The organism is Streptomyces hoynatensis, from assembly GCF_003626535.1.
GTDB lineage: Bacteria > Actinomycetota > Actinomycetes > Streptomycetales > Streptomycetaceae > Streptomyces > Streptomyces hoynatensis.
In genome coordinates, this window is record NZ_RBAL01000003.1 from 371,881 (window position 1) to 385,618 (window position 13,738).

At 74.2% G+C, this 13,738-nt stretch carries 10 protein-coding genes; 7 read left to right on the forward strand and 3 right to left on the reverse strand.

The genetic code is table 11. The annotated features are described in order from the left end of the window. Positions 1-11 precede the first annotated feature (11 nt). Genes D7294_RS07450 through D7294_RS07470 form a run of 5 tightly spaced genes read left to right on the forward strand, consistent with a single transcriptional unit; the run spans position 12 to position 5,869 of the window. Positions 12-1,109, forward strand: a complete 1,098-nt coding sequence (locus tag D7294_RS07450; protein ID WP_120676812.1) for an ABC transporter ATP-binding protein — start codon at positions 12-14, stop codon at positions 1,107-1,109. Further along, positions 1,106-2,143, forward strand: a complete 1,038-nt coding sequence (locus tag D7294_RS07455; RefSeq protein WP_120676813.1) for an ABC transporter ATP-binding protein — start codon at positions 1,106-1,108, stop codon at positions 2,141-2,143. The genes D7294_RS07450 and D7294_RS07455 overlap by 4 nt, the downstream gene beginning before the upstream one ends. Further along, positions 2,140-3,231, forward strand: coding sequence for a sialidase family protein (locus D7294_RS07460; RefSeq protein WP_120676814.1), 1,092 nt, complete (start codon positions 2,140-2,142; stop codon positions 3,229-3,231). Before D7294_RS07455 ends, D7294_RS07460 begins: the two co-directional genes overlap by 4 nt. Further along, positions 3,228-4,646 (forward strand): DUF5605 domain-containing protein, encoded by a 1,419-nt coding sequence (locus D7294_RS07465; RefSeq protein WP_120676816.1) that lies wholly within the window; start codon positions 3,228-3,230, stop codon positions 4,644-4,646. Before D7294_RS07460 ends, D7294_RS07465 begins: the two co-directional genes overlap by 4 nt. Further along, a complete protein-coding gene (locus D7294_RS07470) occupies positions 4,643-5,869 on the forward strand; it encodes a DUF5605 domain-containing protein (protein WP_147450787.1) in 1,227 nt (408 codons plus the stop codon). The genes D7294_RS07465 and D7294_RS07470 overlap by 4 nt, the downstream gene beginning before the upstream one ends. Before the next feature lie 28 nt (positions 5,870-5,897). On the opposite strand, the gene D7294_RS07475 is transcribed toward D7294_RS07470, so the two are convergent. Then, a complete protein-coding gene (locus D7294_RS07475) occupies positions 5,898-7,403 on the reverse strand; it encodes an ABC transporter substrate-binding protein (protein WP_120676820.1) in 1,506 nt (501 codons plus the stop codon). A 493-nt stretch (positions 7,404-7,896) separates the two neighbouring features. Here D7294_RS07475 and D7294_RS07480 point away from each other — a divergent pair, with 493 nt between their 5' ends. Continuing rightward, a complete protein-coding gene (locus tag D7294_RS07480; RefSeq protein WP_120676822.1) occupies positions 7,897-9,948 on the forward strand; it encodes a hypothetical protein in 2,052 nt (683 codons plus the stop codon). 58 nt (positions 9,949-10,006) lie between these two features. Here the strand turns inward: D7294_RS07480 and D7294_RS07485 are convergent, their stop codons facing one another. Further along, positions 10,007-11,125 carry an FAD-dependent oxidoreductase gene (locus tag D7294_RS07485; RefSeq protein WP_120676824.1) on the reverse strand — a complete coding sequence of 373 codons (1,119 nt, stop codon included), beginning with the start codon at positions 11,123-11,125 and terminating at the stop codon, positions 10,007-10,009. 53 nt (positions 11,126-11,178) lie between these two features. Between D7294_RS07485 and D7294_RS07490 the strand changes: the two genes are divergently transcribed. Continuing rightward, on the forward strand, positions 11,179-11,871 hold the full coding sequence (locus tag D7294_RS07490; RefSeq protein ID WP_120676826.1) for a TetR/AcrR family transcriptional regulator: 693 nt from the start codon (positions 11,179-11,181) through the stop codon (positions 11,869-11,871). 60 nt (positions 11,872-11,931) lie between these two features. On the opposite strand, the gene D7294_RS07495 is transcribed toward D7294_RS07490, so the two are convergent. Beyond that, the gene (locus D7294_RS07495; RefSeq protein WP_120676828.1) at positions 11,932-13,731 is read right to left on the reverse strand and encodes an acyltransferase; all 1,800 of its coding nucleotides are present in this window, start codon (positions 13,729-13,731) and stop codon (positions 11,932-11,934) included. Between the last annotated feature and the right edge of the window lie 7 nt (positions 13,732-13,738).

The following is a 13,738-nucleotide window of genomic DNA, read 5'->3' on the forward strand; positions in this document are numbered from 1 at the left end:
AAGGAGAAGCCGTGAGCGAAACGGTCCTGCGCATCAGGGATCTGCACACGCAGTTCGCGCTGGACGACGGCGTGGTGAAGGCCGTCAACGGCGTCGACCTCGACATCAGCCGGGGCGAGACCCTGGCCGTGGTCGGCGAGTCCGGATGCGGCAAGAGCGTGATGGCCCGCTCCGTCCTGCGGCTGGTGGACAGGCCGGGGCGGATCACGGGCGGGGAGATCTGGGTCAGGCACCCGGAAGGACCGGGAAAAACGCCCGAGGGCGCCCCGGGGGGCATGGTCGACCTGGTGACCGCGGACAAGCGGACCGTGCGGTCGGTGCGCGGCAAGCGCATCGCCATGGTCTTCCAGGAGCCGATGACCTCGATGAGCCCGATGCACACCCTGGGCAACCAGATCGGCGAGGCCATCAGGCTCCACGAGAAGGTCTCCAAGGCCGAGGCCCGCAGGCGCACCATCGACCTGCTCGGCCGGGTCGACATCCCCGACCCGAAGCGGCGCGTGGACGAGTACCCCTTCCAGATGAGCGGCGGCATGCTCCAGCGCGCCATGATCGCCATGGCCCTGTCCTGCAACCCGGAGCTGCTCATCGCCGACGAGCCCACCACCGCCCTCGACGTCACCACCCAGGCCAGAATCCTGGAGCTCCTGCGGTCCGTGCAGGAGGAGTTCGGCATGGCGGTCATGCTCATCACCCACGACCTCGGCGTCGCGGCGCAGATGGCCGACCGCATCGCCGTCATGTACCTGGGCAGCGTCGTCGAACGCGGCGACGTGGTGTCGGTCTTCCGCTCGCCCCGCCACCCGTACACCAAGGCGCTGCTGCGCTCGATCCCCAAGCTCGGCTCCGGCGCCCGTGAACGCCTCAGGCCGGTGCGCGGCATGGTGCCGCACACCTACCGGCGGCCCCCCGGCTGTCCCTTCCACCCGCGCTGCGACGAGTTCCTGGCCGGGCGGTGCGACACCACGGAACCCCTGCCCGTACGGGGCCCGGAACCCGACCGAGAAGTGCGCTGCCTCCGGTACGAGGAGCGCCCCGAGGAAGCGGCCGCCACGGCCGGCACACCGCAGGCGCGCGACCCGAGGCGCCACGAGGAGGAGGGCGCATGAGCACCGCCACCGGCCCGCGCCAGGACGAGGCGCTCCTGGAAACGCACGGCCTCACCAAGCACTTCGCGACCCGCCGCGGCATGTTCGGCCACGGCACCGCCACCGTCCGCGCCGTCGACGGCGTCGACCTGCGCATCCGCGGCGGCCGCACCGTGGCGCTCGTCGGCGAGTCGGGCTGCGGCAAGTCCACCCTCGGCCGCTGCCTGCTGCGGGTCTACGAGCCCACCTCGGGCCGGATCGTGTTCCGGCCCGCCGCGGGCGAGGAGGTGGACCTGGCCGGCCTCGGCGAAACCGCGCTGAAGCCGTACCGCAGCCAGATCCGGATGGTCTTCCAGGACCCCTTCGCCTCCCTCAACCCGCGCATGACCCTGCTGCAGATCGTGGGCGAGCCGCTGCGGGTCTACCGCAACCTCGGCCGGGCCGAACTGGAGGAGCGGGTCGCCGAGCTGCTGCGCCGGGTGGGCCTGCGGCCGGAGTACATGCGCCGCTACCCCAACGCCTTCAGCGGCGGCCAGCGCCAGCGCGTCGGCATCGCGCGGGCGCTGGCGCCCTCCCCGCGCCTGGTGGTCGCCGACGAGGCGGTCAGCGCCCTGGACGTCTCGGTGCGCGCGCAGATCCTCAACCTCCTCAAGGACCTCCAGGAGCAGGAGGACCTCACCTACCTGTTCATCTCGCACGACCTCGGCGTCGTCGAGCACATGGCCGACGAGGTGGTCGTCATGTACGTCGGCCGCATCGTCGAGACCGGCGACACCGACGAGCTGTACGGGAACCCGCTGCACCCCTACACCGAGGCGCTGCTCTCCGCGGTGCCCGACCCCGACCCCACCGCGCGCCGCCGGGAGCGGATCGTGCTGCGCGGCGAGGTGGCCGACCCCTCCAGGGTGCCCCCCGGCTGCCCGTTCCACCCCCGCTGCTTCTACGCCAGGGAACGCTGCGCCACCGAGGTGCCGCAGCTGCGGGAGATCAGGCCCGGCCGCACGGCGGCCTGCCACTTCGCCGAGGAGCTCGAACTGAAGGGAGTCCGTTCGTGAGCGACCCGCGTTTCGACGGGGTGATCAGGACCTCGCCCCGGGACCCCGCGCTGCGCGAGGCGCTGCTTCCCGTGCTGCACCCGGGCGACAGCCACGCCGCCAACCTCCTGGAACTCGACGACGGCGACCTGCTGTGCACCTGGTTCAACGGCCCACAGGAGGGCGATCCCGGCACCAACGTCGTCCTCTCCCGGCTGCCGCGCGGCGCGGAGCGCTGGAGTACGCCCGAGCTCCTCTCCTGCGACCCGGAGCGCTCCGAGCAGAACCCGGTGCTGGCCAAGGACCCCTCGGGCCGGGTGTGGCTCTTCCACCCCTCCAACACCCCGCACAACCAGAAGACCGCCCGGCTCCTGGTGCGCACCTCAGACGACCGGGGCCACACCTGGAGCCCGCCCCGCACCCTCTTCGAGGGGCCCGGCCTCTTCGTGCGCAACCCCCCGCTCCTCCTCGGCGACGGCTCCTGGCTGCTGCCGGCCTACTGGTGCCGCGAGGGCGGCGAGCACAGCGTCGTCATGATCAGCGAGGACGGCGGCGCCACCTGGCGGGAGCACGACCTGCCGGGCAGCGACCACCTGGTGCAGATGACCGCGGTGCAGCGCACGGACGGCAGCCTGTACGCGCTGTTCCGCAGCCGCGCCGCCGACCGGATCCACGCCGCGGAGTCGACCGACCTGGGGCGCACCTGGAGCCCGCTCGTGCGCACCGAGCTGCCCAACAACAACTCCGCCGTGCAGCTGATCCGGCTGACCGGCGGGGCCCTGGTCCTCGTCTACAACGACGCCACCCTGGAACGCGACCAGTTCCGCTGGGTCGGGGAGGGGGACAAGCTGCGCAAGAAGGCGCTGCGCACCCCGCTGACCCTGGCCCTCTCCGAGGACGGCGGCCGCACCTGGCCCTACCGCAGGAACCTGCAGACGGCCGACCTGGAGTACCGCGACAACGAGCTCGGCTACTCCTACCCCAGCGTGATCCAGACCCGCGACGGCGGCCTGCACGCGGCCTACTCCTTCCTGCGCAAGACCATCAAGTACGTGCGCCTCGACGAGGACTGGATCAGGAGGGGCGGGGCCCCGGAGCCCGGCCGATGACCGTGGAGCGGTGGGGGCTGCACGAGCTGCGGCTGACCGGCCCCGGCACGGGCAACCCCTACACCGAGGTCAGGCTGCGCGCCGAGTTCCGCCACCGCAACCGCGTCGTCCCCGTGGACGGCTTCTACGACGGCGAGGGGCGCCACGTGGTCCGCTTCTCGCCGGACCGGGTCGGCACCTGGTTCTGGGTCACCCGCTCGAACGTCCCCGAACTCGACGGCAGGCGGGGCTCCTTCGAGTGCGTCCCGCCGGGGCCCGGCAACCACGGCCCGGTGCGGGTGAGCGGCGCCCACGGCTTCGCCCACGCCGACGGCACCCGCCACCTGCCGCTGGGCACCACCTGCTACCACTGGACGCACTACGCGGACGAGGAGCACGAGGAGCGGACCCTGCGCTCGCTCGCGGGCTCGCCCTTCACCAAGGTGCGCATGTGCCTGCTGCCGACCCGGGACATGGCCCCGCCGATGCTGCCCTTCGCGGGCGACACGCCGGGCAGGCTGGACAAGACCCGCTTCAACCCGGCCTTCTTCGCCCACTTCGAGCGGCGCCTGCGCGACCTGCTCGCGCTCGGCATCCAGGCCGACGTCATCCTCTTCCACCCCTACGACCGGGGCCACTGGGGAGTGGACGACATGACGCCCGAGCAGGACCGCTTCCTGCTGCGCTACACCCTGGCGCGGCTCGCCGCCTTCCGGCACGTGTGGTGGTCCCTCGCCAACGAGTACGACTTCAACCGGGCCAAGACCGTCGAGGACTGGGACCGCCTGGGCCGGTACGTGCAGCGGAAGGACCCGTACCAGCGGCTGCGCTCCATCCACAACGGCACCCGCATGTACGTCTACGAGCGGATCTACGACTTCACCCGGCCCTGGATCACCCACCAGAGCATCCAGCACTGGGACGCCAGGCTGACCGCGGACTGGGTCGCGGCCTGCCCCAAGCCCGTCGTCATCGACGAGATCGGCTACGAGGGCGTGGTGGACAGGCGCTGGGGCAACATCACCGGCCGCGCCCTGCTGCGGCAGTTCTGGCACGCGGCGGCGGCCGGCGGCTTCGTCGGCCACGGCGAGTGCTACCCCGACCCGTCCCGCGACGGCTCCGCCTGGATCTCCCGGGGCGGCAGCCTGCGGGGCGAGAGCGTGCCGCGGATCGCCTTCCTGCGCCGGCTCCTTGAGGAGGGCCCGGCCGACATCCCCGGCGCCCGCCGCCGGGGGGAGTACTGGCTGGAGTACTTCGGGGAACGCGCGCACGCCTTCCGGGAGGTGGAGCTGCCCCCGGGCGGCGCGTACCGCATCGAGCTGATCGACACCTGGGACATGACCGTCACGGAGCTGGCGGGCGTCCACCGCGGGCGCGCCCGGGTGGCGCTGGGGGGACGCCAGGACATGGCCGTGAGAATCCGGAGGACGCGGTGAGTGGGGCCAATCGGCGGGCGCGGGACCCCGAGGCGGGGCGGGCGCCACAGGCGGCGGAGCGCTGGGGCGTGTTCGAACTGCCGCTCCCCGGGGCCGAGCCGGGGGACGAGGTGGTCTTCACCCGCGGGGAACGCCGCTTCACCTCCGCCGCCTTCGCCGGCGAGCGGGGCGGGTGCCTGGCCCGCTTCCTGCCGGACGAGGAGGGCGAGTGGCGCTACCGCAGCGCCTGGGGCGAGGGCGCCTTCCGCTGCACCCCGGCCGGCCCGGGCAACCACGGCCCGGTACGGGCCGGGGAGTCCGGCTTCCGGCACGCCGACGGGCTGCCCTTCCACCCCTTCGGCACCACCCTCGGCGAGGCCGGGGACACGGCCCTGCGGGCGCTCGCCGACGGCCCGTTCAACCGGGTCAGGCTGCGCTGCCCGGCCTCGCTGCCCCTGGACCGCCTCGACGCGCAGGTCCGCGCCCTGCTCGCGCTCGGCATCGAGGCCGAGGTGCCCCTCGAAGGCCGCGACATCCGCGAGACCGTCTCCCGGCTCGCGGCCTACCGCAACGTCTGGTGGTGCGCGCCCCGCGACCCCGAGGCCCAGGCCACCGTCCTGGAACACGACTACGGCCACCACCCGCTGACCGTCCACGGCGGCCCCGGCACCGACTTCGGGGCCCCGTGGATCACACACGTCAGCCTCCGCCAGGAGGAGACCCGCCTCGTCGCCGGGCTCACGGCAGAGCTGGGCAAGCCGGTGCTGATCGACGACTGCGGCGCCGAGGGCGACGCGCCGGAACCCGAGGGGAGCCTGCCCGCCCCGGTGCTGGTCTCCCGGATCTGGGAGGGGGTCTGCCAGGGCGGCTGGGTCACCCACCGGGAGACCTACGGCCCCCGCCCCTGGGAGGAGGGGGGCGAGCTGCGCGGCGAGTCCGCCGCCAGGATCGCCTTCCTGCGCGGCATCCTCGCCGGGGCCCCGGCCGGCCTTCGCCACAACCCGCTCTACTACGACGCCTCCACCCTGGAGGCACCAGGCGAGTACTGCCTGCAGTACCTCGGCCCGCACCGCTACTCCTCGCGCACCTTCGCCCTGCCGCGGGGGACCTGGCTGGTCGAGGTGATCGACGCCTGGAACATGAGGGTCGGCGCGCCGCGTCGCGTGCGCGCCGACCGCATCGAGGTGGCGCTCCCGGCGGACCCGTACTGCGCCATCCGGGTCCGCCGGGCACCCGGGGCGTGAGAGCCGCCGCGGCCCCGGGTGGTCTGGGTCACCAGTCGAAGCCGAGCTCGACCTGGTTGCGGATGTAGTTCGGGATGTCCACGGTCTCCGTGACGGTCAGCGCGGAGGACGCCTTCAGGCCGTCCTGCAGGACGTGGAGGCGGAAGACGGCGTACAGCGGCAGGTCCCAGTACTCGGTCTGCTCGTAGCCGTGCACCACGGCGTTCTCGCCCCAGAAGACGCCCGAGGTGTCGACGCCCTCGAAGCCGGGCAGGGCGCTGCCGAAGGACTCCACGACGGCGTCGGAGCGCAGGGCCGGCTTGATGCCGTACCTGGACAGCTCCACCTGGGCCTCCTCGGAGACCAGCCACTTGACCACGTCGAGGGCCTGCTGCCGCTTCGCGGACTGCGGGGGCAGGAAGGCCGCCAGGCAGTTGGGCTGGTAGGTCCAGTCGTCGCCCCCGCCGAGCACCGGCACGGAGGTGATGCCGATGTCGACGTTCTCTGCCAGCTGCCGGTACTGCTCCCGGTCCTCGGGGTCGATGTAGATCTCGTTGAGCAGGTAGGCGTTCAGCTTCCAGAGGGTGTCCACGGCCATGGCCACGTGGCCGGTCTGGAAGAAGTCGTCGACCGAGGTGAAGATGTTCCGCGGGATGAACAGGAAGCGCTCCAGGTTGGCGCCGAGCTGCTGCCAGCCTTCGGAGGTGATGTTCACCCGCACGTCCTCGGGCGCCGGGCTCTCGCTGCCGGTGGGCAGGAAGGGGTAGAGCCCCAGCTGGTTGAAGTCCAGGTAGTTGTCCGGGTGCTGGAGGTAGCCCTTGTAGGCGACCAGGTTCTCCTCCCTGGTCAGCCGCTGCGCCTTGCGGAAGGCCTGGTCGTAGGTGATCCCGTGGGACGGGTAGGCCACGTGGAAGCGGTCGAAGATCTTCTTGTTGTAGAGCATGACGAAGTCGTCGACGAACAGCGGGATGCCGTAGAGGCCGCCGTCCGAGCGGGACTTGACCAGCTCCACCGCCGCCTGGTTGAGGCTGCCGACGTCGATGCCGTTCTCGGCGAGCTCGCCGGTGAGGTTGCGCAGCCAGCCGAGGGGCTCCAGGTCGCGGTCGATGCGGCGGCGCGGGTCCTCGATGACGATGTCGGGGACCACGCCCGCGGCCGTGAGGTCCTCGTAGCGGATCGGCTTGTCCCAGGCGGCGACCTTGAAGGTGACGTCGGGGAAGGCCGCGGCGAGCTTGCGGCCGATCACGGTGTCGAAGAAGCCCTCGACCTCGAACGGCTTGTAGTTCGCCATGAAGATGAAGAGCTCGTCGTCGCAGACCTCGAACGGCTCGTCGTACCGGTTGGGGATCTGCGTGCAGCTCGCGGACGAGGAGGCCGAGGACCGCGCGGCCCTGGTGGCATTCCGCGCGGCGGCGCTGGGGGACTGGGCGTGTGCCGTGCCGGGGCCGAGGAGCGATGCGCCCGCGCCGGCGGCCGTGCCGGCCAGCACGCCGGCCGCGAAGTTTCTCCGGGAAAGGCGCCGGGCGCTCCGGTCGGCCTTCGAGTCCTCACTCATGGTCACACTGCTCCTTCTGCGGGGAAAGTGCGGTCAGGGGGACGAACGGTGGGGGTGCAGCCGAGACGTTCAGCCGGGAGAGCCGGGGGAGTCCGAGAGAGTCCGGGAGAGCCGAGAGAGGTGACGCATGCGGACGAGACGGTGGCATGCCAGCTGAATACCGTTATCCTGCAACCGTGTGGCAATGGCGTCAACACCCGTGCAGCGCCTGTCTGATACGGACGCGGAAGCACCGCGGAACGCCCGCCCCCGGCGGCGGGTTCCCCCGGGGCGAGGGGCCGTGGCCCCGGGCGGCGCGGCCTGCCGGGCCCGTGGTGGATGCCGCAGGCATGCCGCCACGCGGGCCGGCGGGCGGGGCGGGCGGGCCGGCGGGCGGGCCCGCGCCGCACCGGCGAAGGCGCCCGGGCCCCTCGGGGACGCGCGGGGAATTCGCAGGGACTTCGGGACCTCGGGAACTCCAGGACTCCCGGGACTCCAGAGAAAGGGAGAAGGGATGGACGCCTCGACGGCGACGCGGACGTACCGGATCGAGAGCGGCCCGATGGCCCTCGAACTGCTGCAAGAGGGGCGCCTGGTGCGGCTGCGGCTGTGCCACGGCGAGGAGACCTTCCTCGACGGCGAGCTCGGCGGCATGCTCCTGCTGTCCACCGGCCGCCCCTGGCGCCCGGCCCACCCGGGCCTGCGTTCCGCCCGGGTGCGCCGCACGGACGGCGCGCTCACCGTGTCGGGCACGGTGGGCGGCCTGGCCGCCGAGCTGTCCTTCGCCTTCGCGGGCGGCACCCTGCGCGCCGCCCTCACCTGGCGCAACGCCGGCGAGCGCCCGCTGCGCGACCTCACCGCCGGACTCGCCCTCCACCTGCCGGAAGCCGGGCCGGAGGCGGTGACGCTTCCCCAGGTCCTCTACCGCGGCAACCCCTCGGCCGATCCCGGCCGCCCGGTCCCCCGGCTCGGCCGCGGCCCGCACGGCGGGCTCGTCGTCGAGGAGCACCGGCTGCCCGTGCCCTGCGCGCACGCCGAGTGGCAGCCGCCGGGCGGACCCCGCTTCCTCACCGTCTACGCCCTCGACCCGGGCGAGGGTTCCCTGGGCGCCCTGGCCGGGGAGCGCACCTCGCTGCTTGCCCTGAGCGGGCCGGTGATGTTCGACGGCGAGGCGGACGTCGCCTACACGCACAAGGCGACCACCTCCCCGCACCACGGCGGCTACCGCGAGCTGGCCCCCGGCGGCGCGTTCACCCTCGGGTACGCCCTGCACTGGGGGCGGCCGGCCCGGCCGGGGCACGGCTTCCGCGACCTGGTCCACCGGGGCCTTCGGCTCTACGCGCCCGCCGGGGCCGCGCCGCTGTCCCTGGACCGCATGATCGAGCTGAAGAGCGCGGCCATGGACCGCAGGTGGCGCGAGGGCCCGGACGTGGCCGGGTACCTCAAGTTCCCTGGGCCGGGCCACGAGCCGGGCTTCCTGTACGGGTGGACCGGCCAGTGCCTCAGGCTCGCCTGGTGCGACGCGCGCCTCGGGCTCGAACGCGGCGAGGAGTGGCGGCTGGCCCGCTGCCGCCGCGCCGTCGACTTCTACCTCGAAGGCAGCGCGGCCGGCGCCCCCGAGGGCCTGCGCCTGGCGTGCTACGGCCTGGCGGACGGCCGCTGGACCACGTTCGAGCGCGGCGGGGTGCCGTTCGTCTCGGCCCGCGCGTACGGCGACACGCTCGGCGACCTCGCCGACATCGTGACGCTGTTCGCCGACCGCGGCCTGCCGGTGCCGGAGCGCTGGACGACGGCGCTGGCGGAGGGGCTTGACGCCGTGTGCCGCGGGCTGACGCCCGAGGGCCTGGTGCCGCTCGGCTGGCGCCTGGCGGACGGCGCCCCGCTGCCCGCACCCCCGGGCTCGGCCGGGCTGCCCTGCGTCCTGGCCCTGCTGAAGTCCCAGCGCGCCGTGCCGTCGAGGCGGCGCTTCGCGGCCGCCGCCGCCCTGTTCGAGCGCTACCGGCAGGCGCACGCCGAGGACTTCTCCCGCCCCTTCTCCCACGCCACCCTCGACGCCGCCTGCGAGGACAAGGAGGCGGGGATGGCCTTTTTCCAGTGCGCCTACGAGATGCTGCTGACCACCGGGCACAGCCGGTACCTGGACGTCGCCTCCGCCGCGGCCGACTGGCTGCTCACCTGGGTCTACCAGTGGAATCCCGGCCACCCGCCCGGCTCGCCGCTGGCGGAGCGCGGCTTCGACGCCACCGGCTGGCCCGGCGTCAGCGTGCAGAACCACCACCTGGACGTGTTCTTCCCCGTGCCGGAACTCGCCCGCTTCGGCGAACTCGCCGAGCGGCCCGAGTACACCCGCCTCGCCCGCCTGATCATGCACGCGCTGGGCCAGGGCGTCTGCACCGGGCCGGGGGAGTGGGACTTCGCCGAGCCGGGGGAGCAGGGCGAGGGCTTCTACCCCACGAACTGGCAGGAGCGCGGAACGAGCAACACCTGGAACCCGTCCTGGGTCACCGCCCACCCCCTCGCCAACGCCCTGCGCCTGCGTGGCGCGCCCCCGGCCCTCGGCGGCTGAGTCCCGCGAGGGCCCGCCCGCCCCGCCGGGCGGGGGCCGGTTCGGGCGCGTGCGGCGGTCAGGACGGCTGGAGCCGGTCGAAGAGGGCGAGGGCTTCGGCGGGGTCGGGGCTCACCAGGCGTTCCAGGCCCGACAGGGTCAGCTCGGCCCACCAGCCGGCCCGGGCCCACATCCGTTCCTCGAAGGCGCGGACGGCCTCGTCCGGGTCCCCGGGGCCCGCGGCGAGGGACTCGGCGAGTTCGGCGCCTTCCAGCAGGGCGAGGTTCGCGCCCACCCCGAGCGGCGGCATCAGATGCGCGGCGTCGCCCAGGAGCGTCACCCCGGGCACGTGCGGCCAGGTGTGGGCGGCGGGCAGGACGTGGAGGGGGCGGGAGGTGAAGGCGGTGCCCTGGCGCAGCAGTTCGAGGAGCGGAGCGGCCCAGCCGTCGAACCGGGCGAGCAGGCTCGCCCGCACGGCCTCGGTGCCGCCCTGGTCCGGGTTCCCGTGCCGGCCGAGCGGCGCGCGGAACTGGGCGTACACCTTGACGTGGCCGCCGCTGTTGCGCTGGGCGACGAGGGAGCGGTTGACGCCGTACACGGCCAGGGAACCGTCGCCGACCAGCCGGGCGAGGCCGGGGTGGCGGGTGTCGATCTCGTCCAGGGAGGTCTCGACCGCGGTGATGCCGGTGTAGTGCGGCGTCACCGGCGAGAGGGCCCGGCGGGTTCGCGACCAGGCGCCGTCCGCGCCGACCACGAGGTCGAAGGTCTCCTGCCGCCCGTCCGCGAAGCGGACGAGGACGCCGTCGGGGGTCCCCGGCACCACCTGCGTCACCTGCTCCCCCCACCGGACGTCGAGGGGGCCGAGCAGCAGGTCGCGCAGTTGCCCGCGGTCGATCTCGGGATGGGCCCGGTCCTCCGGGCCCGGCCGCCAGTCGCGCAGGACGGTCCCGTCGGTGTCCAGGATGCGCATGGCCTGCCCCTCGGGGCGGGACAGCGCCCGGAACTCCGCCAGCAGGCCCGCCTTGTCCAGCGCGGCCTGGCCCAGCCCCTCGTGCAGGTCCAGCGAGCCGCCCGGGGGGCGGGCGCCGGGCCCTGCCTCGCGTTCGAGGACGGCGACCGGGTGCCCGTGGCGGTGCAGGACGCGGGCGAAGGCGAGGCCGCCCGGCCCGCCTCCGACCACGGCGATACGATGTCTCATGTCGATACACTGTATTGATCCGAGACGGCGTTTCGCAACAGTACGGTGTGACCATGAACGTGTGGGACCGGCCCGAGCCGCCGCATCGCCCCGTGCCGCTCGACCGGCAGCGGATCGTCGCCGCCGCCGTCGCACTCGCCGACGAGGGCGGCCTCGACGCGGTGTCCTTGCGCAAGATCGCCGCCCGGCTGGACGTCGGCCCGATGCGGCTGTACGGGTACATCTCCACCAAGGAGGACCTGTTCGACCTCATGGTGGACGAGGTGCAGGGCGAGATCCTCCCCGAGGAGCCGCCCGGCGACTGGCGGGAGGCGCTGCGCCTCCTCGCCCACCGCACCAGGCAGGCCGCCCTCCGCCACGAATGGCTGGCCGACCTGCTCGGCGGGCGCCCGGCCATGGGCCCGAACGGGCTGGCCGTGTCCGAGAGCACGCTGTCCGCCCTCGACGGCCTCGCCGACGTCGACACCGCCCTGCGCGCCGTGGAGACCGTCGCGGCCTACTTCACCGGCGCGATCAGGCGCGAGATCGCGGAGCTGCGGGCCGAGCGGGCCACGGGCCGGTCCAAGAGCGAATGGCAGCGCTCCCGCGGCCCGTACCTGACGCGGATGCTGGCCACGGGCGACTACCCGGCGCTGGCCAGGGCCGTGCACGAGGGCACGCACGTGGACGCCGGGACCTCCTTCGCGACCGGCCTCGACTGGGTCCTCGACGCCGTGGCCGCCAGGCTCGCCGGACCGCCGGCGTGACCCGCGGCCCCCGCCGCCCGGCCGCGGGGGCCGGGCGGCGGGGGCCGGGCGGGCGGCGGCCTACAGGCCGAGCCGGGCGGGCGCGGGCCGGTGGATGCCCGCGGGGCGGTAGGGCAGGGCGTCGGCGATGCCCAGGTGGTCGGCCAGGAGCCAGCCGATCGCCAGCCACATCTCGGTGCCCTGCAGGCCCGCCTCGTGCCTGTGCCCCACGCCGGGGGTCAGCGCGAAGGCGAAGCCCTCCCCGTCCCGCCAGTGGGCCAGGAGCCGCTCCAGCTGTCCCCGCGCCCAGTCGCGCCCCTCGGCCACGCGGTGCCCGGTCTGCTTCGCGCACAGCCACAGCGGGTGGATGACGTCGAGCACGTTGCAGGCGTTGCCCCGGCCCGCGCCGAAGAAGGCCGCATCCCGGCTGTGCGTCAGGACGGTGTCCACCACCCGCTCCGGGTAGGGCACCGGCAGCCCGAACTGGGCGAAGGTGCCGCGCGTCAGGCGGTAGAAGCCGTTGACCGGCTGGAGCCAGCGGTCGGCGGGCTGCGGCTTGCCCCACAGCCCGTGCCAGGGGTCGGCGTGGGTGAGCAGCCAGCCGAAGAGCGTGTCGGCGGACGCGGCGCGCAGCCCGAAGTCCTGGAGGTTCACCAGCACGCCGGTGCCGATGCCGTCCACCCAGTGGCCCGAGCGCCAGGCCTCCCGCTCCCAGGGCAGGCCCTCCAGCAGCCGCGTCAGCTCCTGCGGCGTCAGCTCGTGCACGGCCCGCACCGGGTGCGGGAAGCCGGAGCCGAGCAGCTTCAGGGCATAGTGCACGCACAGGATGTGGTACATCGCCTCGCCGTCCTCCAGGGTGGGGCGGCCGGCGCCGTACTCGGGGATCAGCCCGCTCTTCTCGTCCTGCAGGCCGCGCAGCCGCGCCACCAGGTCCGCGGCCGGTATGCCGGGCGGCGGCCCGCCGAGCAGCAGGGCGGCGATCTCCACGGCGTCGCAGTCGGCGCGGACCGTGCGGGCCGCGCCCGGCCGGTCGAGGTAGGCCGGGCCCTGCCCCGGCACCTCGGTGCGGCAGCGGCCCAGTACCTCCCCGGCCTGCTCCGCGGCCCGGGCGGCGAAGCGCTCAAGGCGCGCCTCCAGGCTGCCCGGCCGCCCCGTCGCCGCGGCCCGGCCGGCGGCCGGCTCCGCCTCCCGGCCCGGGGCCGTGGCCACCCGGTCCCGGGAGGGCGTGTCGCGCCGGTCGCGGAGCCGGCGCGCCGGGTTGCCCGCGACGACCGACCAGGCGGGCAGGTCCTTGGTGACGACGGCGCCCGCGCCGACGACGCAGTGGGCGCCGATGGTGACCCCGTCCAGGATCACGACGTGGGAGCCGATCCACACGTCCTCGCCGATCTCGATGCCCTGGGAGACGATCGGCTGCTTGTGGACCGGCCGGTCGGGGGCGGCGGAGTGGTTGAAGCCGAGGAGGGAGCTGTGCGCCCCGATGCGCACGGCCTTCCCCAGGGTGACCCGCCCGCGGACCACGGCGAAGGGGTTGACGGTGCAGTCGCGGTCCATCGTCACCTCGTCGGTGACGTAGGCGTGGGCGGCGATGTACGAGCGCTCCCCCATGCGCAGCCGGTCGGTGAACACCCCGGCGAGCGGGGACACATAGGTCTCGGCCGCCAGCTCCACCGTGCCGCCCTGGTGGGCCAGCCGCTCGGTCAGCCGCCGCTGCCAGGCGGCCTGGGCGGCGCGCTCCTCCGCGGTCGCCGAGCCGAAGAACAGCCAGGGGCAGTAGTCGAATCGGTGCGGCACCGCCCCGAAGGACGCCTCGGGGAAGGCCCCTCGGCCCGCCGGCGCCGGCGTCCCGGAAGCCGCCGCGGAGTCCGTCTCGTGGGACATGTCCGGC